This is a genomic window from Candidatus Pantoea bituminis, from assembly GCF_018842675.1.
Lineage (GTDB): Bacteria > Pseudomonadota > Gammaproteobacteria > Enterobacterales > Enterobacteriaceae > Pantoea > Pantoea phytostimulans.
This window is the reverse complement of the sequence record NZ_JAGTWO010000004.1, coordinates 2,032,345-2,057,839: the sequence shown is the minus strand read 5'-3', so window position 1 is coordinate 2,057,839 and position 25,495 is coordinate 2,032,345. Positions and strand designations below refer to the sequence as shown.

Sequence of the window (25,495 nt, the reverse complement as noted above, 5' to 3'; positions counted from 1 at the left end):
CGAGTTCAGCCACGCAAAAGTGCAGGGCGTTTGGCATTAAACGTCCAGTTATCGATCAGAAACTGCATGCCCAGCGCATCGTTGCGGTTTTTATCTGGCAGTGATTGATAAAGCGCATGGGCTTCTTCTACGCGCTGCATGTTGAGCGTAATGCCAAGTCCTGGTCCAGGCGGCAATTCCAGATGCCCATCGCGAATCTGAGGCGCTTCATGAGTAAGCTGTTGACCATCCTGCCAAATCCAGTGTGTATCAAAGGCCGTAATGCGATCGCCCGGTGCAGCAGCCCCTAAATGCGCCACCATTGCCAGCGAAACGTCAAAATGATTATTGGAGTGACAACCGGTAATCAAGCCCCATTCATTGCACAGTTGCGCCACCGTATGAGCATTACGCATCGTCCAGAAATGCGGATCGGCCAGCGGGATATCAATCGCATTAAGCTGCAAGGCATGTTGCAACTGACGCCAGTCGTTGGCGATCATATTGGTGGCAACGCGCACGCCGGTGGCGCGCTTGAATTCCGCCAGCGTTTCACGTCCCGAATAACCCTGCTCGGCACCACAAGGGTCTTCCAGATAAGGAATGCGTCCGGCAAGCTGCTTACCGAATCGAATGGCCTCATCCAGGGACCAGCTGGCGTTAGGGTCGACCGTCACGCGCGCCTGCGGAAAACGGGCTAACAGCGCTTCAACCGTTTCCACTTCCTGTTCAGCGTGATGTACGCCACCTTTGAGTTTGAAATCGCAGAATCCGTAACGTTCGGTCGCCGCTTCAGCCAACCTGACGACGGCCTCGCTGCTCATTGCGGCCTGATGACGCAACCAAAACCACTCATCTCCCTGCTGATCGCCGGTTTGATAATTCATTGTGGTCAGTTTGCGGTCAGCAATATAGAAGAGATAACCCAGTATCGGAATGCGATCGCGCTGCTTACCGCTGGCCAGCAGATCGGCAACCGGTAAATTGAGATGTTGACCCAACAGGTCAAGTAGCGCGGCTTCTATCGCAGCAGCAGCATTGTAAAACTTTTCGGGATTCATCTGGGGAATATGAATCTCATCAGTGTGCGCACTTTGCTGTACCCGCGCATCACTGGCAAACAGCGTGCCGATGGTCGCATTGAGGCGCAACAGATCGCTGCCTTCAATCTGCGACCTAAAGCGTTCCAGTAATGCCAGCGTTGAGGCGTGACAAGGACTTTCCCCACGCCGGTGCGTCCTGCTGAATCCGTCAACATCACCAGAATGCGGGTGAAATAACAGTTATGCGCGCCGCCGATATTCAGCAACATACTGTCGTATCCGGCGACCGGAATGACGCGCATGCTTTTAATGACTGGACTGTCTGACATGATCTTTCTCCAGTTGAGGGAAGGCGGGGAAGGTTTACGGCGCAGCAACAACCACAAACCGGTGATAATTGACACGCTGGTCAGCGCATACAGGCCGCCGGTTGTTGAACCGGTTTTCATTTCGAGATAGCCAAAAACGGTTGGGGCGAAAAAGCCGCCGAGATTACCTATCGAGTTCACCAGCGCAATGCCTGGCGCGACAATAGAAGCAGGAAGCTCACCTTGCGGCATTGGCCAGAAGAAAGTGGCACTGACTTTTGACCCGATACACGCCACGATCATGGCAACGAAACCAAACCAGGGTGAACCCAACGTCGCCATAAAAGTGCCGCAGGCCGCGACCAACATGGCCATTCCCAGCGCTTTATCCAGCTTATTGCGATGGCGATCGGAAAAACCACTCAACAGGTTGATGGCGATAATCGCGCAGAGCCAGGGAACGGCGGTCAGCAGACCAATGCCAAAGCTACTGAAGCCCTGAATACGCTGAATAATCTGTGGTAGCCAGAACACCAACGTATAGCCGGTCATGGTCATGGTGAAAAAGATCACGCAGAAAAACAGCAGGCTGCGATTGCGCAACAGCGACATCTTGCCTGGCTCACGGTTGAGTTGGTCACGCTCAACATCTTCGTTATGAAGCTGTTGAGCCAGCGCGCGTTTCTCTTCCTCACTCAGCCAGCGTGCATCCATGGGTTTTGAAACCAGCACGCCTGCCGCAACGATCCCGACCAGAATCGAGCCGCCGCCTTCCAGGAACATCACCCATTTCCAACCGGCAATGCCCAAAATGTCATGCATCATCAGGATGGAACCGGTCAGCGGCCCCGAGAACAGAAACGCCCCAGCGGTGGCGCTCAGCACCATGGCCGTCGCGCGTCCACGCCAGGCGTTGGGCACCCATTGACGAAAATAGAACAGCACGCCAGGAAAAAAGCCCGCTTCTGCCACGCCGAGTAAAAACGCAGCGCGTAAAACTGCACTGGCGACGTGACAAAGCCGGTCAGCACCACCACCAGTCCCCAGGTAATCATGATGCGTGTCAGCCAAACTCGCGCACCGAAGCGTTTCATCATGATATTGCTGGGCACTTCGAACAGCGCATAACCGATAAAGAACAGGCCCGCGCCCAAGCCAAAGGCAGCGGCGCTGATTCCGGCGTCCGTTTGCAGTTCAGCTTTGATAAAGCCGATATTGGAGCGGTCGATTTGATTGATGATCAGCATTACCGCCAACATCGGGATAATTCGGGTAAAGAATTTTTTGATGGCGGAGGCGATCAAGGCATCGTGCTGAGTTGATACAGCGGTATCCATCTCTCTTCCTCATTGACGACGAAATTAGAGAGAGCAGTGTAGGTGGCTGAAAAAACAGGCTCTATAGGCATCGGCCCAAGCCAAACTGGGCGTTCGGCCTGGGCTGCTTTGTTATCAGGGTGTTACAATTTTACCGGTGCGATGTCTGTGATAAAACTGTGGGGTAGATCAACTTACCTGTTTTTTTATCAGAACGGGTCTGCGTCGTGACAGGCGCGGCATCGATAAGCAGTGAAGTTGTACACATGACGCGTTTGAGGTGATTCAGCTATTAAGCAGGCGGCGTTCGGCAATCTGCTCAGCACGCTGTAACAGCGCCTGCAAGTCATCTTCATCAATATCCAGCAGCTCACCACTTTGCAAAGCTTCATGCAGATCGGTGCGCGTCAGCGGTATCGGCAATGACAGCGGCTGCGGCTTCACCTCTTCTGGGGCCAGTGGATGAGGATAACGGCGGCCCGATAAATTATTAAAAATAATCGCCAACAGCGCCAGCGTCGCAGAGTTGAGCAGCACCGGCGTTAATACAAACTGATAACCGAGATGCTGTACCGCCGGACCGCCAATCACGGCAGTGAGCGCTACCGCGCCGCCGGGTGGATGCAAACAGCGCAGTTGAAACATCAAGACAATGGCGAGGCAGGCGGCCACGCCACAGGCAAGTGCAGGATTTGGAATCAGTGAGCTGACGGTTACGCCCGCAAACGCAGAAAGCGCGTTGCCACCCACCACCGACCAGGGCTGTGCCAGCGGGCTGGCGGGAACACCAAACAGCAGCACCGCAGAGGCACCCACTGGCGCCACAAACCACAGATTCAACTCACCCAACATCCAGTGACTCAGCAGGCTGGTCAAAACCAAGCCAATTCCTGCGCCAAGGCTGGCTAAGAAAATCTGTTTTTTCCCCACGGCCAGCGGATGCGGCCAGAGACGTGACAAAAAATACGCGTTCTGCGTAGCCAACTTTTGGGCTGTTCGTCCATTGTCTTGTTCACTTATTTTTTCACTTGGTGCGTCATAACATTTTCTTATGGTTGAGGCGGGCAATTTTCCATCATCAGCATCATCGTAACAACCCGACAAACTGTAATGGTTAAGCGCTTATGCCCTGTTTCCCACTTTAGATAGCACTTTTTCTTTTTAAACAATCGAGAGCAACAAGCTTAGATTAATCGCCATCGATGACGAAAAGAGAGCATGGAGATGAGTGATAGCGCATTACGTCTGAACCTTGAAAGCAACCTTGAACGGCATGCTGCCCGCTATATCGCGCTGGCTAAAACCATTCACCAGCAGCCTGAAACCGGCAATGACGAATACTTCGCCAGCGGTGAGTTAACCCGATTGCTCAGCGAGCAGCAGTTCACGGTCACGCGGCACGTCGCGGGTCATGAAACGGCCTTCTTTGCCGTGAAACAGAGCCAAAAACCAGGCCCGACCATCGCGTTTCTGGCTGAATACGACGCGCTGGTCGGGATTGGACATGCCTGCGGACACAACATCATTGGCGTCACCAGCGTGGCGGCAGCGATTGCACTTTCACAGGTGCTTGATGAAACCGGCGGGCGCGTGGTGGTGCTGGGCACACCAGCAGAAGAGGGGGCAAAGGCGGAAAAGGCGGCCCGAAAGGCAATGTGAAAGCGCGCTTTGTGGCGGCGGGCTTGCTCAATGATGTCGATGTCGCGCTGATTATGCACCCGGCGGGTAAAACGCGGCTGAGTGAAGAGACGCTGGCGAATAACCATCTCTATTTCCACTTTCATGGCAAACCTTCTCATGCAGGCAGTGCGCCGCATCTGGGCATTAACGCACTGGATGCGCTGGTGCTGCTCTACAACGGCATCAGCGTATTACGTCAGCAACTGCCGGATGGCGTGCGAGTACACGGCATCATCACCCATGGCGGACAGGCGCCGAATGTCATTCCTGACTATGCGGCAGCGCATTACTACATTCGCGCCGACAGCCGTGAAGTGGTGGAGTCACTGGAGCCGCGTCTGCGTGCTATTGCAGAAGGGGTGGCGCTGGCAACCGGCACGCGTGTCGAGATTGATCATCAGGTGGGCCCTCGTGATTTCAAACGTAACAGCGCGCTGGACGCCTTGCTGCATGAAGAGCTGACGGCGGCGGGTGAAACCGTCGATCTTTCGCCACAGCAGGGCAAAGTCTCTACCGACGCGGGCGATATCAGCCACGCGGTGCCGACAGCGCACCCCTTTCTCAAGATTGGCCCCGATGACCTGATCTTTCATACCGTGCCGTTCCGAGAAGCCGCTAATTCCGAACAGGGCTACCAGGCGTTGATCACCGGTGCGCGCGTACTGGCACGCAGCGGATTACGTTTACTCACCGAACCGGAGCGCCTGCAGCAGGTAAAAGCCCATTTTGCCCGCGGGCACGCTTAAAGGAGAATCTTATGACGCGTAGAAAACTAAAAACCCTGGTGGGTGCCGCGAACGTGGTCGCTGCCGCCAATGACGACGCGCCGGGAAAAGGCATCGCTCGTGCCGTCGAGTTGGCAAAAATTGCCGAGCGGGAAAAAATCACCGGTCTGTTCACCGCCGATCTGCTGCAAGCCGATCCCGCAGGGTTGGCAGGAACCACCGGCAGTCAGGATCCGTTAATCGTGCTGGCCGCGCTTAGCCAGGCGACCTCACAGATTGGCTTGATTGCCACTGTCAGCACCAGTTGGCAACATCCTTACACGCTGGCGCGGCTGATTGGCACGCTCGATCACGTCAGCGCCGGGCGCGCAGGCTGGAACGCGGTAACGTCTTCAGTGGGTGAAGAAAATTTCGGCGATACACCGCTGCCCTCACCGCAAGAGCGTTACGCGCGCGCCACCGAATTTATTGATGTCTTTAATGCGCTGTTTGACGCGAATGACCGCGACGCAGTACAGCGTAGCGACAGCGGCAGCATTCGCATCGATCCCGCGCGTCTGCATGCCATCAACCATCGCGGCGATTACTTCCAGGTGGCGGGACCGCTGAATGTGCCGCCACCACCACAAGGGCGTCCGGTACAGTTTCAGGCGGGTCAGTCAGAGGCGGGCATCACGCTGGGTGCGCGTTATGCTGAAGTGATCTACACCTCGCAGCCCACGTTGAGTGCCGCGAAACGTTTTGTCAGTGATGTGCAGGCGCGTGCGCGGCGCTTTGGGCGCGAACAAAATCTGCCGTTGATCATGAACTCCTTTCACTCAATCATTGGTGACAGCGACGCAGATGTGGCACGGCGCCTGCGTGAAAAGCATGAACGAATCGATTATCAGCAAGGTCGCCTGCGGCTGGCTGACATGCTCGGCGGGGAGATTGAACTCAATACTCTGCCGTTGGATCAACCGCTGCCGAGTTTTCTCATTCCCGATCTGGCGCAGGTAAACCGGCGACAAGGACGCGCGTCGATCTTCCGTGAATTTGCTCTGCAAGGCTTAACGCTGCGGGAACTGATTATCAAAGCGGAAGAGACCGGACACTGGTTTGTCGCCGGAACACCTGAATCGCTGGCGGATGCCATTCAGGCGCGTTATCAAGCGGGCGTGCTGGACGTGATTTCGCTGCATGGTTTGGGACAGCCTGATCAACAGGATCGCCTGCTGAACGGCTTGCTGCCGGAACTGCGTAAGCGCGGTTTGCTGGATGAGGATTATCAAGGTCACGATTTCCGCAGCAGCCTGGAGTTAGCCGCGCGACCGGACTCGCATTAATCGCTGCCAATGCATTGCGGCCCGGATAATGACTCTCCAGGCCGTTTTTTCATATTTAAAACAACCTTAGCTGAAATTATTCATTGGTTTTCACCATAAGGTTTAAATAGTGATGCTGAACCCTAAGCGAAACTGAATATCCCATATTTCTCAAATCCATTGTCATATTTCTAGGTTTACATTTCTTCCTGCGAATTTTAATAATCGCTGCGTGATCAACCCAAGGAAACGGCAAAATGAGTCAATTTATTCAGACGGCAAAACCTGAAGATGCAGAAGAGATATTTGCGTTGCTCCAGCGCGCGTATGCGGATTTGCTGCCGCTGAATATCCATTTCACCATCAGTCAGGGCACCGTTGAGCAGGTACGCGCCACCATCCAGCGTGAGACGGTGCTGGTGCTGCGCAAAGGGGGACGGGCGCTGGCAACGGTCACTGTGCGCTTTCCCTGGACGCAGGATCACAATGCCCCTGCCGATCTGCCTTTTATTCACTGGTTTGCCGTGGATCCCGATTTTAAAGGCCAGGGTTATGGCCGAGAAATATTAACCTGGGCGGAAAATAATTTACTGAGGGAGACTTTAAAAGCACCTGGCGTTTATTTGGCGACAGCGGTTAAACATCCCTGGCTCAGCGAACTTTATCAGAAACGCGGTTATCAACCTTTCCATCATCGCACCAATCCATTAGGTGAAGCGCTGGTCTTCTTGAAAAAGGATCTTAATTCCACGCTTACGCCAGCCGCCAGTAAAAATAGTCAACACGCCTGATATTGCGAAAAACAGGGCGAATAATAAACCTGCATTATACAAGGATTATATGAACGCGAATTCTTTGCGCATCGCGCTGGGCTTAACCTGCCTGCTGGGAACCTCTTTATCTCTTCACGCCGCGGAACAGCCCAAACAAGGCGGCTCGCTTACCTGGGGCGTGGAAACCGAACCCAGCCCCTTTAACCCGCAGCTAAATGGCCAGTCAAAAGCCGAAGTGGTACTGCGTTCGGTATGGGAATCACTGCTGGCTCGCCAGCCGGATGGCCGCTTTGTGCCTTGGTTGGCGGAGCGTTTTGAAGCCAGTGAAGATGGAAAATCCTACCGCTTTACCCTGCGCCGCGATGTCACCTTTTCCACTGGCGAAAAGCTCAATGCCAACGCGGTTGCGGAGAACTTTCGCCATACGCAAGATGCCGCTTACTGCGCCGGTTCAAGCCTCTGCGCGATGGGTAATCGCATCGCCAGCATTGAAACGCCTGACGAGCAGACGCTGGTGATCACCCTGAAACAAGCCTATTCGCCGTTTCTCTCTTTTGCTGCGTCGCTGGAGATTTTGTCGCCAGGCAGTTGGCATTCAACCCAGCTGAAATCGGGTGGCAAAGAGATTGCGGGCACCGGGCCGTTCATTCTCGAAAGCTACGAGAAAGGGCAGCAGGTGACTTTCGTGAAAAACCCAAACTACAACTGGGCGCCTGCCACGGCAAAACATCAAGGGCCAGCTTATTTGGATCGCATCACCTATCGCTTTCTCCCGGAATCATCGGTACGAACCGGTGCGTTGCTTTCAGGTCAGGTTGACGTCATTGAGGGCATTTCGGGTAACGATGCCGGGGAGTTCAAAGAAAATGAGGATTTTAGCTATCAGCATGCGCTGAATACCGGCACGCCTTATTCGCTGTTTCTGAACGTTGAATACGGCGCAACGCAAGACGTTAAAGTGCGTCAGGCACTGCTGCAAGGGTTGGATATCGATCCGATTCTCACGTCGGTGTACCGCGGCGAGCGCACCCGCGCATGGGGGATTACGTCGCCTATCGATCCGCTCTACAACAACGATTTGGAAGGCAAGTACGGCAACCAGCCCGATGAGGCCAATAAACTGCTGGATGAGGCGGGCTGGCAAACTCGCGACAGCCAAGGTTTCCGCAGCAAAAATGGCGAGCGCCTGAGCATTGAAGTGATTCAGGCGCAGGCGACGGTACGTGATCAACGCGATGTACTGTTACAGGCGATTCAGGCGCAGGCGCGCCAGCGGCTGGGTGTTGAGCTGAAGCTGCGTTACGTCGACTCCGGTACCTATACCGAGGTGCGTAACACCGGCAAATTTGGCTCAATTGCCAACTCCAATACCGAAACGGACGGCATCGACATCGAAAACCACTATCGTCCGGTTAAAGCGGGGGATCGATCAACTACAGCCGCGTCAACAGCCCAGAGATCAACACGTGGTTGGATCAGGCGGCCAACACGGCTGATCTCACCCAGCGTCGCCAGCTCTACAGCGAGTTGCAGCGCTATGCGTTGCCGCAGCAGGCGCTCGCCGTACCGCTGTATGAGCCGGAAGATCAGATTGCAGCCGCCCGCTATGTGCATGGCGTGGGTTTCCGCAGCTTCAAGCAGATGCCAGAAAATGCTTACGACGTCTGGTTAAGCGATCATTAATTCGGGAGAAAAAAGCATGAGCCTTGAGAGCATCATTAGCCGCGAACCGCGCATCAAGCCGGTGAAGCGATGGCGCAATGTGCTGGCACGTCGTATTGCCGGGCGACTGCTGGGTGGCGTGCTGGTGCTGTGGGCGGCGGTAACGCTGGCGTTTCTCGGCGTGCATCTGGCGCCGGGTGACATCGTGAGTTTGCTGATTGGCGAGCAGATACGCACGCCCGCTATTGAGGCGGCGATCCGTGCAGAATGGGGCCTTAACGAGCCGCTGTGGTGGCAATATTTGCATTATATCTGGCGGGTGCTGCACGGCGATCTCGGACGCTCTTACATCCTCAATATGGATGTCACGCAGCTGATGCAATCTCAACTCTGGCCGACGCTGAAACTCACGCTGGCGGCGTTGCTGGTCAGCGTGGTGTTTGCCGTCACTGTTGCGGTGGCGACGGCGAATCGTCGCTGGGGACGACGCATTGCCAACGGGGTGGAGCTGTTGCTGGCCTCAACACCCTCCTTCTGGATGGGCATTGTGCTGCTGTTTTTCTTCAGCTTCACGCTGCGCTGGTTCCCGGTCGCGGGTGATCGCCATCTCTCTTCACTGGTGTTACCGGCTTTATCATTGGGGCTGGCGCAGGGCGCAGTGATTGCTCAGGTGCTGCGCCGGGAGTTGGAAAAGGCGCTGGAATCGCCCTTTACCCTGACACTACGCGCCTGGGGCGTGGGTGAAACCACGCTTCGTCTGCGCCATGCGTTGCGGCATGCGGCGCTGCCCGCCGTCACGCTCACCGGTTGGCTGGTGGGCGGATTGCTCAGCGGCGCGGTGATCACTGAGCAGGTGTTTGGTCGCCCCGGCCTCGGCAAACTCACGGTTGATGCGGTGCTGGCGAGCGACATGCCGGTGGTGCTGGCGGTGGCGATCCTGTCAGCGGCGATTTACGTGGCAATGAGCACCTTAGTCGACATTCTGGCGCTGTGGATTGATCCACGTCTGCGTGGGGAGGAGCAGCGATGACTGCACTATTACAACGTTTACCTGGCGCATTTCCGCTGACAATTTGGAGTGCGCTGTTCTGCCTGTTGCTGGTGGCGCTGGCGGTTATTGCGCCTGGGTGGTTGAGCTCTGGCGATCCGCTGTTGGCCGATCCCGTCAACGCGCAATTGCCGCCTTCGGCACAACACTGGCTGGGCACCGATCAGCTCGGGCGCGATCTGCTGACCCGCGTGATCTACGGCAGCCGCTACTCCATGTTGATCAGTATTGCGGCGATGGGGCTGGCGGTAGTGTTGGGTACGCTGTTGGGATTACTGGCTGCGCTGGCGCGCGGCGTGGTAGATGAAATGCTGAGTCGTGCGGTGGATGTGATCTCCGCCTTTCCCGATCTGCTGCTGGCGCTGATGCTGATCGCCTTTACCGGTCCCGGCACCAATAACTTGATCATTGCACTGGGCGTGGCGTCCATACCGCGTTTTGCCCGCGTGGTGCGGGCGCAAACCTTCTCAGTGATGCATTCGGGCTATGTTGAGCAGGCGCGCACATTCGGCTTGTCACGTTTTACTCTTATTACCCGCCATATTCTGCCCCACGCCATTGCGCAGGTTCCCGCGCTGGCAACGCTGGGATTAGGTACTGCGATCATTGGCACCGCTGGCTTGAGCTTTCTCGGCATGGGACCGCAACCGCCCACAGCGGAATGGGGGTTAATGCTGGCAGAAGGGCGAAATTACTTACGCAACGCCTGGTGGATCGCTGTGTGGCCGGGCGTATTTATCACGCTAACCGTGGTAGCAGTTAACACGCTAGGACGTTACTGGCAGGGGCGTTTTGAAGGAGGGGAAGCATGAGTCATCCCGTGATCGACATTCAAAACCTCTCTATCCGCTTCGGGTCGCAGCAGGTGGTGAAAAACCTGTCGCTACAACTCTGGCCGGGCGAATCGGTGGCGCTGGTAGGGGAGTCCGGTTCGGGAAAAACCCTCACGGCGCGCAGCTTGATTGGCCTGTTACCGCCTGGCGCAACGCTGAGCGCTGAGCGCTTTGTTCTTGAAGGGCGTGACATGCTCAATGCTAGCCCGGCGCAGTGGCGTGCGCTACGTGGACGGCGAATCGGCTACGTATTGCAGGATGCGCTGGTGTCGCTTGATCCGCTGCGGCGCATTGAGCAACAGTTGGCGGATGCCCTGACGGCGGCGGGTCAGGGCGATAAAAGCACCTTGCACGCGCGCAGCGTGGCGCTGCTGAAGTCAGCGGGAATGCCTGATGCCGAAAGCCGGCTGGCGCGCTATCCGCACCAGCTCTCCGGCGGTCAGCGACAGCGCGCACTGATTGCCACGGCACTGGCCGGAAGCCCAACCTTGCTGATTGCGGATGAACCCACCACCGCGTTGGATATGACCGTACAGCGTCAAATTCTGCAACTGCTGGCGCAGCGGCGTGAGGATGGTCACGCGCTGCTGCTGATCAGTCACGATCTCGCGGTGGTCGCCGAGTTGGCCGATCGCGTATTGGTGCTGCGCGATGGCGAAGTGGTTGAACAAGGCTACAGCCGCGTGCTGCTGCGTCAGCCGCAACATCACTGGACACAGCGTTTGCTGCGCGCCGTGCCGACGCCCGCGACGCGTGGATTGCGGCTGAGTGAAGCCCAACCGACACCGCTGCCGCCGCGTCCCCAACGCACGGCTGAACCGCTGCTGGAGGCGCTCGGGCTCAATAAGTCTTACGGCGAACGGCAGGTGCTTAACAACATTCATTTTCAGCTTCATGCAGGCGAAACGCTGGGCGTGGTGGGCGAATCAGGCTCAGGAAAAACGTCACTCGTCAAAGTGGTGCTGGGATTGACGGAACCCGACAGCGGCACGCTGCTGCTTGAAGGGCAACGCTGGGATCGCCAGAGCGAAAAGGTGCGGCGCAGTCGTCGCGCGCGTATACAGCTGATTGCTCAGGATCCGTTCAGCTCCTTTGATCCGCGCTACAGCGTGGAAAAGATCATCGGTGAAAGCCTCGACAGCGTCGGTATTAATGGTGATGCGCGGCGTCAACGGGTGAGGCAACTGCTGGATGAAGTGCAGCTAGGTGATCGCTTTATGAACCGCTACCCGCAGCAACTTTCGGGCGGCCAGCGACAACGCGTCGCCATTGCGCGGGCTTTTGCGCCAAATCCGGCGTTACTGGTGGCGGATGAACCGGTGAGTGCGCTGGATGTCTCGGTGCAGGCGCAGGTGCTTGATTTACTGGCCGATATGCAGGCCGAGCACGGCACGGCGCTGCTGTTTATCTCCCACGATCTGGGCGTCATTCAGCACCTTTGCGATCGCGTGTTGGTGATGCAAAACGGTCACATTGTCGAAAGCGGCGAAATGCATCAGGTCTTTACTGCGCCGCAACATCCGTGGACGCAAAAACTGTTACAGGCGCTGCCGGTGCTACCGGATTGGCAGCCGCAAATTTAAAGGAGAGAGTATGAGTCAGACACAACGCCAGCTTCGTTTAGGCGCCATTATTCAGGGCGTATCCAGCAACATGTCTGCCTGGCGCCATCATTCAGGGCGTGTCCGAGGCGGCACGCCGACTGCGTTCGACGATTTTGTCGATCATGTGATTCCGCTGCTACAGGCGCGGGTCATATATCGTACGGAATATGAAGGCGAAACGCTGCGTGAGCATTGAGGGTTGGCGGAGCCGCTGAATCAATTCGCTGTGCGCAAACAGCAGGTGCATGCGCTATCAGGCGGTATTTATTAGGCGTGGCGCACGCTTATTCAACTTTTTCAGCGTACTCGCACAGATCTTCGATCAGGCATGAACCGCAGCGTGGCTTGCGTGCTACGCAGGTGTAGCGACCATGGAGAATCAGCCAGTGATGACAATCAACCTTGAAGTTCTTTGGCACCACTTTCAATAGCTTCTCTTCTACCTGTTCAACGTTCTTGCCCGGCGCAAAGTTAGTGCGATTGCAGACGCGAAAAATATGCGTATCAACCGCAATCGTCGGCCAGCCAAAGGCGGTATTCAGCACCACGTTAGCCGTTTTTCGGCCTACGCCCGGTAACGCTTCCAGCGCCGCGCGATCTTCTGGCACCTCACCGCCGTGCTGTTCCAGCAGGATGCGGCAGGTTTTAATCACATTTTCTGCTTTGCTGTTAAACAGACCGATAGTCTTGATGTACTCTTTTACGCCCTCAACGCCCAGCGCCAGCATCGCGGCCGGGGTATTCGCCACCGGATAGAGTTTAGCGGTGGCCTTGTTGACGCTGACATCCGTGGCCTGCGCTGACAGCAACACCGCAATCAGCAACTCAAATGACGAAGCAAAATTGAGTTCGGTGGTAGGGTGCGGATTGTTGGCCTGCAAACGGCTCAGGATCTCGACGCGTTTTGCTTGATTCACACGGCTTTCCCGGTATTGCCTGACAGTTCAGCCACTGCAGCCGCTTCAGCGCGACGCGCTGCACGCTGTTTCATCTTCTGATCGATCAGATATTTACCTGCCAGCATCATGCCGAGGCCGATAAACGCGCCCGGTGGCAGCATGGCTAACAGCATCGGTGAATCGAAATGCACCACTTCAATACGCAGCACTTTGGCCCACGGGCCGAGCAGCTGATCGGCGCCGTTAAACAGCGTGCCGCTGCCGATGATTTCACGAATCGATCCCAGCACCACCATCGCACAGGTCGCACCCATACCAATAGCGAAACCGTCGAGCGCGGAGAGGGGAATGCTGCTTTTCGAGGCGACCGCTTCCGCACGGCCCACCACAATACAGTTGGTCACAATCAGCGGGATAAAGATGCCCAATGATTGATACAAACCGTAGGCGTAGGCGTTGATCAGCATCTGCACACAGCTCACTACCGACGCGATAATCATTACGTAGATGGGAATACGGATTTCCGAAGGCACCCAGCGGCGCGAGGCGGAGATAAAGCTGTTGGTCAGCGTCAACACCAACGTGGTCGCCAGGCCCAGGCCTAATGCATTGGTGGCGGTTGCAGTCACCGCCAGCAGCGGGCAGAGCCCCAGCAGCTGCACCAACGCCGAGTTATTTTTCCATAACCCGCCAACCAGCAGGTTTTTAGCTTCACTCATTTGCGTCTCCACACTCGGGTAACGAAGAGAGTTCCCCAGGAAGGGTTTCAATTAACAGCGCGGCGCGTTTAGTGGCATTCACCACCGCACGCGGCGTGATGGTGGCACCCGTAAACTGGTCAAACTCACCACCATCTTTTTTCACTGCGAAGGCCGTATCATTGGCGCCATGTACCACTTTACCGTTAAAACTGTTGATCCAGTCGGAAATGCGCAGTTCGATTTTATCGCCGAGGCCTGGGGTTTCATGATGTTCAACCACGCGAACGCCCAGCACCTTGCCTTTGAAATCAGCCCCAACCAGCATTTGAATCGCGCCAGAATAACCGTCTGGTGCGGTGGTCTCAAGTGCGGCGGCAACCGGTTGATCGCCTTTACGCGCCAGAAAGAGATGATGCGGATCACTATTACCCAATGCTGAATTAGTGACAACGTAACACTCTTTCTGAATGTTATTGTCATAAAGATCGGTGGGAACCACCTGATCCAGCAGATTTTTCTGCTGCAACTGGGTTTGATGTTCCACCGTCGGTTTGGTTACGGTGTTCACTACCGCCGTAAAGCCCGTGGTGATCGCCGCGAATATCGCCAGCGTGACGCCGTTTTTACGAATCGTTTCCAGCATCGTTTATTCCTTGTGATGGCCGTAAACGCGCGGCTGGGTGTAATAGTCGATCAGCGGCACACAGATATTCGCCAGCAATACGGCAAAAGCAACCCCATCCGGGTAGCCGCCGAAACTGCGGATCAGCCACACCAGCAAGCCAATCAGTGCGCCGTAGATCAGACGTCCGCGATTGGTGGTTGATGCCGTAACGGGATCGGTCGCGATAAAAAACGCACCCAACATCGTGGCACCTGAGAACAGATGAAGGGTTGGGCTAGTCAGTGTTTCCGGCGAAAAAATCCAGCCGATCGTGGCGCAGAACGCCAGCGAGAGCAGCATGGCTGCGGGAATGTGCCAGCGAATGGCCTTTTTCCACAGCAAAAACAGGCCACCGACCAGATAACCCAGGTTGATCCATTGCCAGCCCAATCCTGCCAGCATGCCGCTGTAGATCGGTTGAGCCAGTAATTGATCGGCGCTGTGTCCGGCGCGCAGACCGGTTTTAAAGGTGTCGAGCGGCGTCGCCTGGCTCACTCCATCGACACCCATCTGCAACTGTTGCATGGTGTCACCGCCCAAGGTGTGGCCAGTAAACACCATACTAAGGGAGTCGAGCAGCGTCGGTTTAATCGCCTGCAGCGTGTCGGGCGGCATCCAGCTGGTCATTTGCACCGGAAACGAAATAAGCAACACGACGTAGCCAACCATTGCCGGGTTAAACGGGTTTTGCCCTAAACCCCCGTAAAGCTGTTTGGCAATTACAATGGCGAATATCGTACCGACTACCACCAACCACCAAGGGGCCAGCGGCGGCAAGCTGATACCAATCAGAATGGCGGTAAGCAAGGCGGAGTTATCAGCCAGATTGCTGGCAATCGGCGCTTTGCGTAAGCGTAAAACGGCGGCTTCTGTGATCCACGCCGTGAGCGTAGCCAGCAAGACTTGAATCAGACTGCCATAACCAAAAAAATACCACTGAGCGGCGAAGCCGGGTACAGCCGCCAGCCCCACCAGCAGCATGATATTGCCTGTGCTGCGGCGGTTGTGGGTATAAGGAGAACTTGCAATACGAAAAGCCATTTATTCCTCAAGCGTCGAAGTCGACTGCGCTTTACGCGCTTTGGCACGGGCGATGGCAGCAGCAATAGCAGCTTTGCGCGCATCTTCGGGTTGATTCAGTTCAGGAGCTTGTTCAGGCTCTGCATAGGCGCTGTTGGCTTGTTCTTCTGCCTGCTCAGCATCTTCGACTTGAGTGCGGGCGATATGCGCCATTTCGGCTGTATCACGCGCATCTTGCCTGGCTTCAGCCGCGGCATTGTCTGCTGCCGTGGAGGCTGCGGCGGCTTTTTCGCTTTGGCGCGGGCAATGGCTGCGGCGACGGCAGCTTTGCGCGGATCTTCCGGCGCGTCGGCAACAGGCTCAGCCGCGGTTTCCACCGGCGCCTCCGCTGCGGCGGCTTTTTCGCTTTGGCGCGGGCAATGGCTGCGGCGACAGCGGCTTTACGCGGATCTTCCGGCACGTCGGCAACAGGCTCAGCCGCGGTTTCCACCGGCGCGTCCGCTGCGGCGGCTTTCTTCGCTTTTGCACGGGCAATGGCTGCGGCGACGGCGGCTTTACGCGGATCTTCCGGCACGTCGGCAACAGGCTCAGCAGCGGTTTCCACCATTGCTTCCGCTGCGGCGGCTTTCTTCGCTTTGGCACGGGCAATGGCTGCGGCGACGGCGGCTTTGCGCGGATCTTCCGGCGCGTCGGCAACAGGCTCAGCCGCGGTTTCCACCGGCGCGTCCGCTGCGGCGGCTTTCTTCGCTTTGGCACGGGCAATGGCTGCGGCGACAGCGGCTTTGCGCGGATCTTCCGGCGCGTCGGCAACAGGCTCAGCAGCGGTTTCCACCGGCACGTCCGCTGCGGCGGCTTTTTCGCTTTGGCGCGGGCAATGGCTGCGGCGACGGCGGCTTTGCGCGGATCTTCCGGCGCGTCGGCAGCAGGCTCAGCCGCGGTTTCCACCGGCGCGTCCGCTGCGGCGGCTTTCTTCGCTTTGGCGCGGGCAATGGCGGCTTCGACGGCGGCTTTACGCGGGTCGGTAACCTGGCGGCTCAATGCCTGGGTTTCAGCTTGTGTTTCTGCCTGACGCAAACGTGCCTGCGCATGACGCGCTTCACGTTGCGCTTCCAAGGTCGCGTCATCCACCTCGGCATCCTGCTTCGCTTTCACACGCACTTTAGCGGCGGCAAACTCAGCATTATCGCAGCGCGCAGCGCGCTGTTTAGCATCAACATGGCGTGCTTCACGCGCCAGTTTTTCACGTTCCAGCCTGGCCTGACGCGCTTCGAAACGGGCTTTGGCTTCTAATGTACGTTTTGCTTCAAGATCGATGGCGCGCAGTTCTGCTTTTTCCTGGCGGTAATATTGCACCAGCGGAATATTACTTGGGCACACATAGGCGCAGGCCCCACATTCGATGCAGTCATCAATATGATGCGCGCGCGCTTTATCGTGATCGCCGCCCTGGCTGTACCAGTAAAGCTGCTGTGGCAGCAGGTTAGCGGGACAGGCATCGGCACAGGCAGAACAGCGAATACAGGATTGTTCTTCGTCGTTATTGCCCATTTCGTGGCTGGAGGGAGCCAGAATGCAGTTGGTGATTTTCACCACTGGAACATCTAATGAGGGCAGCGTGAAGCCCATTAACGGCCCGCCCATGATCACCATTTGTTGCGGTGCGGGACGAAAACCGACCTGATGCAGTAAATGGCTGATTGGCGTACCAAGGCGGCTCCAGACGTTACGCGGCTGCGCGATGGCTTCACCGGTTAACGTGACGACGCGTTCGGTAATCGGTTCACCGTTAATAATGGCGCGCTTCACTGCCCACGCAGTGCCGACATTTTGCATCAGTACGCCAATATCGGTGGAACGTCCGCCGTGCGGCACTTCTTTACCGGTGAGAATCTGGGTTAACTGTTTGGCGCCGCCCGAAGGATATTTGGTTGGAATGACGCGGATCTCTAAATCCCGCTCACTGCCTAAGGCGTGCTTTAACGCCGTAATCGCTTCTGGCTTGTTGTCTTCAATGCCAATCAGCACGCGCTCAGCTTGCAGCGTCCATGCCAGAATGCGGCTGCCTTCCAGCACTTCAGCGGCGCAATCCTGCATCAGGCGATCGTCTGCGGTGATATAAGGTTCGCATTCGGCTGCATTGATGATCAGCGTCTTGATGCCACGCAGACCACCTTTGAGCTTGGTCGCAGTCGGAAAACCTGCGCCGCCTAAACCCGCCACGCCTGCGTCGTGAATGCGCTGCACGATGTCAGCACGTTCGTGTTGGCGATAATTGGGCAGGGGATCAAGCGGCATCCAGCGATCTTCGCCATCCGGCGTCATGAAAATACAGAGCTCAGACAAGCCGGAAGGGTGCGCTGTCATGTGCTGACCAATATCGTCAATCACCCCTGACGTTGGTGCATGGACTGGCAACATCCGACCCTGCCCAAAGGTCAGCGGCTGACCGCGCAGCACTTTATCGCCAGGCGAAACACAAATCTCGCCCTCATGACCAATGTGCTGCTTTAGGGGAATGATGAATCGGTGCGGCAGCGGCAGTTCGCTCAGGGGCGTGCCGTTGGACTGGGTTTTCATTTCGGGCGGATGAATGCCGCCCTGAAAATCCCAGACCTTATCTTTTTTGAAGAAATTTAACAGATTAAGCATGACGCTCTACCGGAATTACCCGAACAGGAATGGTTTCAAGATCCCACTTCCAGTTGGCAGTGGTGGTTGCCACGGGACGCATCTCAATGCAGTCGGTAGGACAAGGCGCGACACAGAGATCGCAGCCGGTGCAAACGTCGCTCAACACGGTGTGCATAGCACGCGTTGCGCCTACGATGGCATCAACCGGACAGGCTTGAATACACTTAGTGCAGCCGATACAGTTCTCTTCATCGATAAACGCGACGGTACGCACCGGCGCTTTGGCCTCTTCGTCGCCGTCAATCGGTTGTGGATCCACGTTCAGTAATTCAGCCAGCTTGAGCATGGTCTGCTCGCCACCCGGCGCACATTTATTGATCGCTTCGCCGTTATTGCCGACAGCGTCTGCATACGGACGGCAGCCCGGATACCCGCATTGACCACACTGGCTTTGTGGCAAGATCGCGTCGATTTGTTCGACGATAGGGTCTTCTTCGACCTCAAAGCGGCGTGAGGCGTATCCCAGCAGGGCACCAAATACCAGGCTCAGGGCACTTAATACAGCAATAGCTATCCAAATCGCGGTCATCAGAATTTCACCAGACCGGTAAAGCCCATAAAGGCCAACGCCATCAGACCGGCGGTGATCAGCGCAATCGAGTTGCCCTTAAAGGGCATAGGCACATTCGCCAGCACTAGCCGCTCACGCATGCCAGCAAAAAGCACCATCACCAGCGAGAAGCCCAACGAGGCGCTGAAGCCATAAAGCGCAGCCTGAAGAAAAGTGTGGTTGAGGTTAACGCTCAATAGCGGCACGCCAAGCACAGCACAGTTAGTGGTGATCAACGGCAGGAAAATACCCAGCAGGCGATAGAGCGACGGGCTGGTTTTACGCACCACCATTTCGGTGAATTGCACTACCACTGCGATCACCAGGATATAAGCCATGGTACGCAGGTAGACCAACTCCAGCGGAACAAGAATCAGGTGGTTTACCAGCCAGGCACAGATTGACGCCAGCGTGATAACAAAAGTGGTGGCGAGTCCCATGCCAATTGCCGTTTCCAGTTTTTGGAAACGCCCATAAAGGGACAGAGGCCGAGAAACTTCACTAATACGAAGTTGTTCACCAGCACTGTGCCAACAAAGAGAAGAAGATAATCGGTCATTTTTTCGCCATAAATTCAAGAAGCGGCTTATTATCAGGGATAAAAGCCTCTATCTCAACTCCCACGCCCAATCAGGCGTGGAAGACCGCACTCAGAATTAAATTATTGACGTTTCTCACCGCGTTACGGTTGGACAAAAGTCGCTTTAACGCGTTGAGAACGTTTGAAGTAGGGCGCAAATACCGCTGCGGCTAACAAGGAAAACAGTAAAGTTTGCAGCGCTTTAGCATCTGAAACGGGTGAAAAGGCGAAGGTTTTCAGTGCCAGTAATACCGTAACCAATAACCACAACACATAGTGACGGGGTAAACGGTGCGAGCGTTTAAAGAACAGCCAGCAAACCCACAAGCTGTATAACCAGACAGCCGCAGCAGTCAGCAAAGAAAATCCCCACTGCATTAATAAACTGCTGCCGTGTGAAAACAGCGTGGTGCGCCATTCCGCATTAAATAACGGCGTAAGGTACATCGCCATCACCAGCGCTGTGGTTAACAGGGTCATGATCAGCCAGGCCAGCGGCAGCGATAACCAGCCACCAATACGCGGCACAGCAACCTGTTCATTCATAGCAAGTGTTCCTGTTTTGGGATCGAAGCGCAGCAGAATAGCATGTCCAAACGGGGCACGCCCGACATGGACAAGAGGATTGATAAAATGGAGAAAAGTGGCGCGGCAAAAAAGATTAAACCACGTAACGCCAGACCGTTTTGGGTACGCGGCCCAAATCATATAAACGTCCGCCAGAAGTGAGCTCGGCACGTCGATGATCGGCAGCGCGGTACATATTGATAATTTCTTTGTCGTCGGTGAGCGAATAATTGAGATGGTCGTAAAGCTTTTCCAGGCTTTCAAAATTATTCACTTTGCGAAATTTAAGCAGGTAATCTTGCGCAGTCATCATTGCCATAACAGTAGTGGGAACAAAGGAGTGCTCAGTATAAAGAGCAACCTTTAGCTGTCCAGATCTCGATTAGAAAAAAGCGTAAATTAAGACTAACTGACGAGATGTGACGTTAAAACGGATGTTTTTAAGGGTTTCAGTGCGACTTCTTCACTTTCATTTTCTGGCTTAAACAGCAGGTTAACCGGTTTTTCTGCCTCATTGCCTTAATTGACCCAAAAGCTAAAAATTTTAGCTGTGTTGTTTTTTGCGCGTTAACGCGCATTGTCCGCCCATAATTAGCCGTGTTTAGTGGCCTTTTTAGACGGTTAACCGCAGCGTGAGAGATATTCCTGTTTTTCAATCGGCGTCACAAGGTTGCTGAATGTACTTAGGCCATAAGGCGCGCCTTTGTGCGGGTAATCACAAAATTAATTATTTATCTTTTCAGGTTACTCATAACCATTCTTTACGCATCCTTGTAATCGCTTCCAGTTGCTGAGCGCATAAGCGGTTCTGTTTATTACAATTATTTAACCTGGCCACAATTTAATTGCAGTCAATTTATCCATAACCCTGTTGCCTGAAATTGCCTGTTAGTATGCGTAACTCCTTTATATTGCTCTATTTTGTGAAGCAGGTCGCCATTATTTACGTGGTTTTAGTCCAGGCTAAACAGGCTCTTTACCCTATACAGCAAACGCCCTTCAGAGGAATGAAAATTATGTGGAAACGTTTACTTCTGACTACTTTGGTCAGCGCCGCGTTGACTGGTCCGGTGCTGGCAGCAGATATGACGGTTGGCTTCTCGCAGGTGGGTTCTGAATCCGGCTGGCGCTCAGCAGAGACCAACGTGGCGAAAAGCGAAGCACAGAAGCGCGGCATTACGTTGAAGATTGCCGATGGACAGCAGAAACAAGAGAACCAAATCAAAGCGGTACGTTCCTTTATCGCACAGGGCGTCGATGCAATCTTTATCGCCCCCGTGGTGCAGACAGGCTGGGAACCGGTGTTGGAAGAAGCCAAAGATGCCAAGATTCCGGTATTCCTGTTAGACCGCGCCATCGTGGTTAAAGATAAATCGCTGTATATGGCAGTCGTCACGGCAGACAACGTATTAGAAGGCAAACTGATTGGCGACTGGCTGGTTAAAACGGTGGGTAGCAAGCAGTGTAACGTGGTTGAGTTGCAGGGCACAGTAGGTGCCAGCGTGGCGATTGACCGCAAGAAAGGCTTTGCCGAAGCGATCAGCGGCCATCAAAACATCAAAGTGCTTCGTTCACAGTCTGGCGATTTCACGCGCAGCAAAGGCAAAGAGGTGATGGAGAGCTTCATCAAAGCTGAGAATAACGGCAAAAACATCTGCATGGTGTATGCGCACAACGATGACATGGCCATCGGTGCGATTCAGGCGATTAAAGAAGCGGGTTTGAAACCGGGCAAAGACATTCTGACCGGTTCGATTGATGGCGTACCCGATATCTACAAAGCGATGCTGGCGGGTGAAGCCAATGCCAACGTTGAATTAACCCCTAATATGGCGGGCCCAGCTTTCGACGCGCTGGAGAAATTCAAAAAGAGGGCACGCTGCCGCCAAAAATTATCAAAACCGAATCAAAACTGTTCTTACCTGCTGATGCTCAGGCCGAGCTGGACAAGAAAAAAGGCATGGGTTACTGAGTTGAAGACCGCCCTTTGGGGCGGTTTTTCATGACCTGAGGCGGAGCTAGCCGAATGACCATACACAACGAAGATGCACTGTTAACCATCAGCGGCGTCAGTAAAGGTTTTCCCGGCGTGAAGGCGCTGGATAATGTCTCTTTCAGCATACGCAAAGGCGAAATTATGGCGCTGCTGGGAGAGAATGGCGCGGGAAGTCCACGCTGATCAAAGTGTTAACCGGTGTCTATACCCGCGATGCCGGCACTATCACATTAAACGGCAATGCCATTTCTCCTCACAGCACAGCGGATGCGCAGGAGATGGGCATTGGCACGGTTTATCAGGAAGTGAATCTGCTGCCCAATATGTCGGTGGCGGACAATCTGTATATTGGTCGCGAACCGCATCGTTTTGGCATGATCGATCGTAAACGGATGATCCGTGATGCGGATGCACTGATGCGTAACTACGGTTTTGCCCTCGACGTCACTCGCCCACTTGGCCATTACTCAGTGGCGATGCAGCAGATCATTGCGATTTGCCGCGCGGTCGATCTCTCTGCTCAGGTGCTGATTCTAGATGAACCCACCGCCAGCCTTGACGCCAGTGAAGTGGAAATGTTGTTTACTTTGATGGCGCAGTTGAAAGCCAAAGGCATGAGCCTGATTTTTGTGACTCACTTCCTTGACCAGGTTTATCGCATCACCGATCGCATTACCGTGTTGCGCAATGGTCAGTTTATCGCCACGCGTGATACCGCCTCGCTGCCGCAGATTGAATTGATTAAATTGATGTTAGGCCGCGATCTGATGGAAACCGCCTTGCAACGTCAAGGCAGCACCTTGCGCAGCAATCAACCGGTGGTTTCATTCGAAAATTACGGCAAAAAGGGCACCATCGAGCCGTTTAATTTGCAGGTTCGGCCCGGCGAAGTGGTGGGCCTGGCGGGGTTATTGGGTTCAGGACGAACAGAAACCGCTGAAGTGCTGTTCGGTATTCGTCGTGCCGATCGCGGCACAGCCACCATAAAAGGCAAAGTGCAGCATATACGTACGCCCGCCAAAGCGTCACGGCTGGGAATGGGTTTTTGCCCGGAAGATCGTAAAACTGACGGCATTATTGGCGCGGCCTCGGTGCGGGAAAACATTATTTTGGCTCTGCAGGCGCAGCGCGGCTGGTTGCGACCCATTAAGAAGCGCGAGCAGCAGGCCATTGCTGAACGTTTCATAAAAAGCCTGGGTATTCGAACGCCGCATGCCGAGCAGTCGGTTGAGCTGCTCTCGGGCGGCAACCAGCAAAAGGTCTTGCTGTCGCGCTGGCTAGTGACCAAACCGCAATTTCTGATCCTGGATGAGCCAACCCGCGGCATCGACGTGGGTGCGCACGCTGAGATCATTCGTCTCATTGAATCCCTGTGCGCAGATGGACTTGCGCTGCTGGTTATCTCCTCTGAACTCGAAGAGCTGGTGGGCTACGCCGACCGCGTGTTGATCATGCGTGATCTAAAACAGGTGGCCGAAATCCCGCTGGAACAGCTTTCGGTGGCGTCGATCGTTAACGCCATCGCCGACGGAGGAGCACAACATGCTTGAATCCCATATGACACCTGAAAAATCACCACGTAAGTGGAAGCTGCCACCGGGAATGCCGCAAATTGCGGCGCTAATTCTGGTTTTGCTGGTGGACAGCTTCGTTGCCAATAACTTCTTTGCCGTGCATTTGCAGGACGGACGTCTGTTTGGCAGCCCCATTGATATTCTCAACCGTGCGGCACCGGTTGCCTTGTTGGCGATTGGGATGACGCTGGTGATCGCGACCGGCGGCATCGATTTATCGGTGGGCGCGGTGATGGCGATTGCCGGTGCCACCGCAGCCACCTTAACCGTTGCCGGACACAGTTTGCTGTTTATCATTCTCGCCACGCTGGGAACCGGATTTTTGTGCGGTTTGTGGAACGGTGTTTTGGTGGCCTTGCTGCGTATCCAACCGTTCGTTGCCACGCTGATTTTGATGGTTGCCGGGCGCGGCGTTGCACAGCTCATCACGCAAGGCCAAATCGTCACTTTCGACAGCGACAGTTTGGGCTGGTTTGGCAACGGTTCGCTCTGGATGTTGCCGGTGCCAGTATGGATTACCGTGGCGGTGGCGCTGCTGGTTTGGCTGCTTACGCGCAAAACCGCGCTGGGCCTGTTTATCGAAGCGGTGGGAATTAACCTGCGCGCTGCGCGTAATGCAGGCGTAACCGGCTGGCTGGTGGTGATGTCAACCTACGTGATCAGCGGCATTTGTGCGGCAGTAGCGGGTTTGATTATCGCCGCAGATATTCGCGGTGCAGATGCTAACAATGCCGGTTTGTGGTTGGAGCTGGATGCCATTTTAGCGGTGGTGATTGGCGGCGCGTCGCTGATGGGCGGGCGCTTCAATATTGCGTTGTCGCTGATTGGTGCGTTGATCATCCAGTCAATGAATACCGGCATTTTGCTCTCTGGCTTCCCGCCTGAACTGAATCAGGTCGTGAAAGCGGTGGTGGTGATGTGCGTGCTGCTGTTGCAGTCGCCGCGCTTTATAGCGATGTTTAAACGGAGACGTTCATCATGATCAAGCGCCATCTTCCCTTGATGATCACTTTGCTGGTTTTTGTGGCGGGTTATCTGTTCTGCCTGAGCCAGTTCCCGGGATTCGCTTCCACGCGGGTGATCTGCAACATCCTTACCGACAATGCTTTTCTCGGCATTATCGCTGTTGGCATGACGTTTGTGATTCTGTCCGGCGGAATAGATTTGTCCGTAGGCGCCGTTATCGCCTTTACCGGTGTGTTTCTGGCGCGCGCAATTGGCGACTTCCATCTTAATCCGCTGGTGGCCTTTGCCTTGATTTTGTCTCTGGGCGCGCTGTTCGGTGCCATGATGGGGTGGTTGATTGATGCGCTGAAGATCCCGGCCTTTATTATTACGCTGGCGGGGATGTTTTTTCTGCGCGGTTGCAGTTATCTGGTTTCTGAAAACTCCATTCCGATTGATCATCCGTTCTACACCACGCTCTCCAGTTTTGCCTGGAAAATCCCCGGTGGAGGTCGGCTCAGTTTGTTGGCGGTGATCATGTTGCTGGTGGTGTTTGTGGGCATTATTCTTGCCCACCGCACGCGCTTTGGGAATCAGGTTTATGCCATTGGCGGTAGCCTGACTTCAGCCCAGTTAATGGGCGTTTCAACCCGCGCTACCACCATCAAAATTTACATGCTCTCTACGACGCTCGCGACGCTGGCGGGGATCGTGTTCTCAATATATACCTCGGCAGGCTACGCGTTAGCCGGTTTGGGCGTTGAGTTAGATGCCATCGCGTCAGTGGTGATTGGCGGCACGCTGTTGTCGGGTGGGGTTGGAACCGTGCTGGGCACGCTGTTCGGCGTCTTGATTCAGGGACTGATTCAAACCTGGATCAACTTCGACGGCACGCTGAGTTCCTGGTGGACTAAAATCGCCATCGGTATTCTGCTTTTCGCCTTTATCGCGTTGCAACGTTTGCTCACGGTAATGTGGGATCGTCAGAAGAACGCGCCCGTTAAACGCATCAGTACCTCTTAAATATAATGTT

General features: G+C 55.2%; 17 protein-coding genes and 8 pseudogenes. 12 read left to right on the top strand and 13 right to left on the bottom strand.

What is annotated here, in order from left to right:
- Nucleotides 1-5: 5 nt before the first annotated feature.
- The 3 genes and pseudogenes from KQP84_RS13395 to KQP84_RS13385 form a co-directional block, all read right to left on the bottom strand.
- Nucleotides 6-1,351: pseudogene (locus KQP84_RS13395) on the bottom strand (enolase C-terminal domain-like protein).
- A gap of 201 nt (nucleotides 1,352-1,552) precedes the next feature.
- A pseudogene (locus tag KQP84_RS13390) lies at nucleotides 1,553-2,577 on the bottom strand (MFS transporter); the annotation flags it as partial.
- Between the two features lie 354 nt (nucleotides 2,578-2,931).
- Entirely contained in the window at nucleotides 2,932-3,630 is a 699-nt protein-coding gene (locus KQP84_RS13385; RefSeq protein WP_370661486.1) for an HPP family protein, read from the bottom strand.
- 240 nt (nucleotides 3,631-3,870) lie between these two features.
- Between KQP84_RS13385 and KQP84_RS13380 the strand changes: the two are divergent.
- From KQP84_RS13380 to KQP84_RS13345, 8 genes and pseudogenes are all read left to right on the top strand, one after another.
- Nucleotides 3,871-5,072: pseudogene (locus KQP84_RS13380) on the top strand (M20 family metallopeptidase).
- Nucleotides 5,073-5,083: 11 nt separating this feature from the next.
- Nucleotides 5,084-6,376 carry an NtaA/DmoA family FMN-dependent monooxygenase gene (locus tag KQP84_RS13375; protein ID WP_215846899.1) on the top strand — a complete coding sequence of 431 codons (1,293 nt, stop codon included), beginning with the start codon at nucleotides 5,084-5,086 and terminating at the stop codon, nucleotides 6,374-6,376.
- A gap of 236 nt (nucleotides 6,377-6,612) precedes the next feature.
- Nucleotides 6,613-7,146, top strand: coding sequence for a GNAT family N-acetyltransferase (locus tag KQP84_RS13370; RefSeq protein ID WP_215846898.1), 534 nt, complete (start codon nucleotides 6,613-6,615; stop codon nucleotides 7,144-7,146).
- Nucleotides 7,147-7,195: 49 nt separating this feature from the next.
- Nucleotides 7,196-8,811, top strand: a pseudogene (locus KQP84_RS13365) (ABC transporter substrate-binding protein).
- Between the two features lie 16 nt (nucleotides 8,812-8,827).
- Nucleotides 8,828-9,820, top strand: a complete 993-nt coding sequence (locus KQP84_RS13360; protein ID WP_215846897.1) for an ABC transporter permease — start codon at nucleotides 8,828-8,830, stop codon at nucleotides 9,818-9,820.
- On the top strand, nucleotides 9,817-10,650 hold the full coding sequence (locus tag KQP84_RS13355; RefSeq protein ID WP_215846896.1) for an ABC transporter permease: 834 nt from the start codon (nucleotides 9,817-9,819) through the stop codon (nucleotides 10,648-10,650). The genes KQP84_RS13360 and KQP84_RS13355 overlap by 4 nt, the downstream gene beginning before the upstream one ends.
- Nucleotides 10,647-12,254, top strand: coding sequence for a dipeptide ABC transporter ATP-binding protein (locus KQP84_RS13350; protein ID WP_215846895.1), 1,608 nt, complete (start codon nucleotides 10,647-10,649; stop codon nucleotides 12,252-12,254). Before KQP84_RS13355 ends, KQP84_RS13350 begins: the two co-directional genes overlap by 4 nt.
- Before the next feature lie 10 nt (nucleotides 12,255-12,264).
- A complete protein-coding gene (locus KQP84_RS13345; protein ID WP_215848375.1) occupies nucleotides 12,265-12,471 on the top strand; it encodes a hypothetical protein in 207 nt (68 codons plus the stop codon).
- 88 nt (nucleotides 12,472-12,559) lie between these two features.
- Here KQP84_RS13345 and nth read toward each other — a convergent pair whose 3' ends face one another.
- The 10 genes and pseudogenes from nth to ydgT all read right to left on the bottom strand — a co-directional run bounded on the left by nth (nucleotide 12,560) and on the right by ydgT (nucleotide 20,257).
- The gene (nth, locus tag KQP84_RS13340) at nucleotides 12,560-13,192 is read right to left on the bottom strand and encodes an endonuclease III (RefSeq protein WP_215846894.1); all 633 of its coding nucleotides are present in this window, start codon (nucleotides 13,190-13,192) and stop codon (nucleotides 12,560-12,562) included.
- Nucleotides 13,189-13,893, bottom strand: a complete 705-nt coding sequence (locus tag KQP84_RS13335; protein ID WP_215846893.1) for an electron transport complex subunit E — start codon at nucleotides 13,891-13,893, stop codon at nucleotides 13,189-13,191. The genes nth and KQP84_RS13335 overlap by 4 nt, the downstream gene beginning before the upstream one ends.
- Nucleotides 13,886-14,518: an electron transport complex subunit RsxG gene (gene rsxG, locus KQP84_RS13330; RefSeq protein WP_215846892.1), complete on the bottom strand. Its 633-nt coding sequence runs from the start codon at nucleotides 14,516-14,518 to the stop codon at nucleotides 13,886-13,888. Before rsxG ends, KQP84_RS13335 begins: the two co-directional genes overlap by 8 nt.
- 3 nt (nucleotides 14,519-14,521) lie before the next feature.
- On the bottom strand, nucleotides 14,522-15,580 hold the full coding sequence (gene rsxD, locus KQP84_RS13325; protein ID WP_215846891.1) for an electron transport complex subunit RsxD: 1,059 nt from the start codon (nucleotides 15,578-15,580) through the stop codon (nucleotides 14,522-14,524).
- Nucleotides 15,581-15,772, bottom strand: a complete 192-nt coding sequence (locus KQP84_RS13320; RefSeq protein WP_215846890.1) for a hypothetical protein — start codon at nucleotides 15,770-15,772, stop codon at nucleotides 15,581-15,583.
- 307 nt (nucleotides 15,773-16,079) lie between these two features.
- Nucleotides 16,080-18,208, bottom strand: a pseudogene (gene rsxC, locus KQP84_RS13315) (electron transport complex subunit RsxC); the annotation flags it as partial.
- The gene (gene rsxB / locus KQP84_RS13310) at nucleotides 18,201-18,779 is read right to left on the bottom strand and encodes an electron transport complex subunit RsxB (protein ID WP_215846889.1); all 579 of its coding nucleotides are present in this window, start codon (nucleotides 18,777-18,779) and stop codon (nucleotides 18,201-18,203) included. The gene rsxB and the pseudogene rsxC, both read right to left, overlap by 8 nt.
- Nucleotides 18,779-19,359 (bottom strand): annotated as a pseudogene (rsxA, locus tag KQP84_RS13305) (electron transport complex subunit RsxA). The gene rsxB and the pseudogene rsxA overlap by 1 nt, the downstream one beginning before the upstream one ends.
- Nucleotides 19,360-19,482: 123 nt before the next feature.
- On the bottom strand, nucleotides 19,483-19,926 hold the full coding sequence (locus KQP84_RS13300) for a DUF2569 domain-containing protein (RefSeq protein WP_215846888.1): 444 nt from the start codon (nucleotides 19,924-19,926) through the stop codon (nucleotides 19,483-19,485).
- A gap of 115 nt (nucleotides 19,927-20,041) precedes the next feature.
- Nucleotides 20,042-20,257, bottom strand: a complete 216-nt coding sequence (gene ydgT, locus KQP84_RS13295) for a transcription modulator YdgT (protein WP_215848284.1) — start codon at nucleotides 20,255-20,257, stop codon at nucleotides 20,042-20,044.
- Between the two features lie 706 nt (nucleotides 20,258-20,963).
- On the opposite strand from ydgT, the pseudogene ytfQ reads away from it, so the two are divergent.
- From ytfQ to yjfF, 4 genes and pseudogenes are all read left to right on the top strand, one after another.
- A pseudogene (gene ytfQ, locus KQP84_RS13290) lies at nucleotides 20,964-21,919 on the top strand (galactofuranose ABC transporter, galactofuranose-binding protein YtfQ).
- Nucleotides 21,920-21,973: 54 nt separating this feature from the next.
- A pseudogene (locus KQP84_RS13285) lies at nucleotides 21,974-23,493 on the top strand (sugar ABC transporter ATP-binding protein).
- The gene (gene ytfT / locus KQP84_RS13280; protein ID WP_215846887.1) at nucleotides 23,486-24,499 is read left to right on the top strand and encodes a galactofuranose ABC transporter, ATP-binding protein YtfT; all 1,014 of its coding nucleotides are present in this window, start codon (nucleotides 23,486-23,488) and stop codon (nucleotides 24,497-24,499) included. The pseudogene KQP84_RS13285 and the gene ytfT overlap by 8 nt, the downstream one beginning before the upstream one ends.
- Nucleotides 24,496-25,485 (top strand): galactofuranose ABC transporter, permease protein YjfF, encoded by a 990-nt coding sequence (gene yjfF, locus KQP84_RS13275; RefSeq protein WP_215846886.1) that lies wholly within the window; start codon nucleotides 24,496-24,498, stop codon nucleotides 25,483-25,485. Before ytfT ends, yjfF begins: the two co-directional genes overlap by 4 nt.
- Nucleotides 25,486-25,495: the final 10 nt, after the last annotated feature.

Excerpts from the sequence above, each read along its gene's own strand:
- KQP84_RS13370 (WP_215846898.1), top strand. The coding sequence starts at position 6,613 with ATGAGTCAATTTATTCAGACGGCAAAACCTGAAGATGCAGAAGAGATA.
- rsxD (WP_215846891.1), bottom strand. The coding sequence starts at position 15,580 with ATGGCTTTTCGTATTGCAAGTTCTCCTTATACCCACAACCGCCGCAGC.
- KQP84_RS13320 (WP_215846890.1), bottom strand. The coding sequence starts at position 15,772 with ATGGCGCATATCGCCCGCACTCAAGTCGAAGATGCTGAGCAGGCAGAA.
- KQP84_RS13360 (WP_215846897.1), top strand. The coding sequence starts at position 8,828 with ATGAGCCTTGAGAGCATCATTAGCCGCGAACCGCGCATCAAGCCGGTG.
- KQP84_RS13350 (WP_215846895.1), top strand. The coding sequence starts at position 10,647 with ATGAGTCATCCCGTGATCGACATTCAAAACCTCTCTATCCGCTTCGGG.
- yjfF (WP_215846886.1), top strand. The coding sequence starts at position 24,496 with ATGATCAAGCGCCATCTTCCCTTGATGATCACTTTGCTGGTTTTTGTG.
- KQP84_RS13375 (WP_215846899.1), top strand. The coding sequence starts at position 5,084 with ATGACGCGTAGAAAACTAAAAACCCTGGTGGGTGCCGCGAACGTGGTC.
- KQP84_RS13300 (WP_215846888.1), bottom strand. The coding sequence starts at position 19,926 with ATGAATGAACAGGTTGCTGTGCCGCGTATTGGTGGCTGGTTATCGCTG.
- KQP84_RS13355 (WP_215846896.1), top strand. The coding sequence starts at position 9,817 with ATGACTGCACTATTACAACGTTTACCTGGCGCATTTCCGCTGACAATT.
- ydgT (WP_215848284.1), bottom strand. The coding sequence starts at position 20,257 with ATGACTGCGCAAGATTACCTGCTTAAATTTCGCAAAGTGAATAATTTT.
- rsxG (WP_215846892.1), bottom strand. The coding sequence starts at position 14,518 with ATGCTGGAAACGATTCGTAAAAACGGCGTCACGCTGGCGATATTCGCG.
- ytfT (WP_215846887.1), top strand. The coding sequence starts at position 23,486 with ATGCTTGAATCCCATATGACACCTGAAAAATCACCACGTAAGTGGAAG.
- rsxB (WP_215846889.1), bottom strand. The coding sequence starts at position 18,779 with ATGACCGCGATTTGGATAGCTATTGCTGTATTAAGTGCCCTGAGCCTG.
- KQP84_RS13345 (WP_215848375.1), top strand. The coding sequence starts at position 12,265 with ATGAGTCAGACACAACGCCAGCTTCGTTTAGGCGCCATTATTCAGGGC.
- KQP84_RS13335 (WP_215846893.1), bottom strand. The coding sequence starts at position 13,893 with ATGAGTGAAGCTAAAAACCTGCTGGTTGGCGGGTTATGGAAAAATAAC.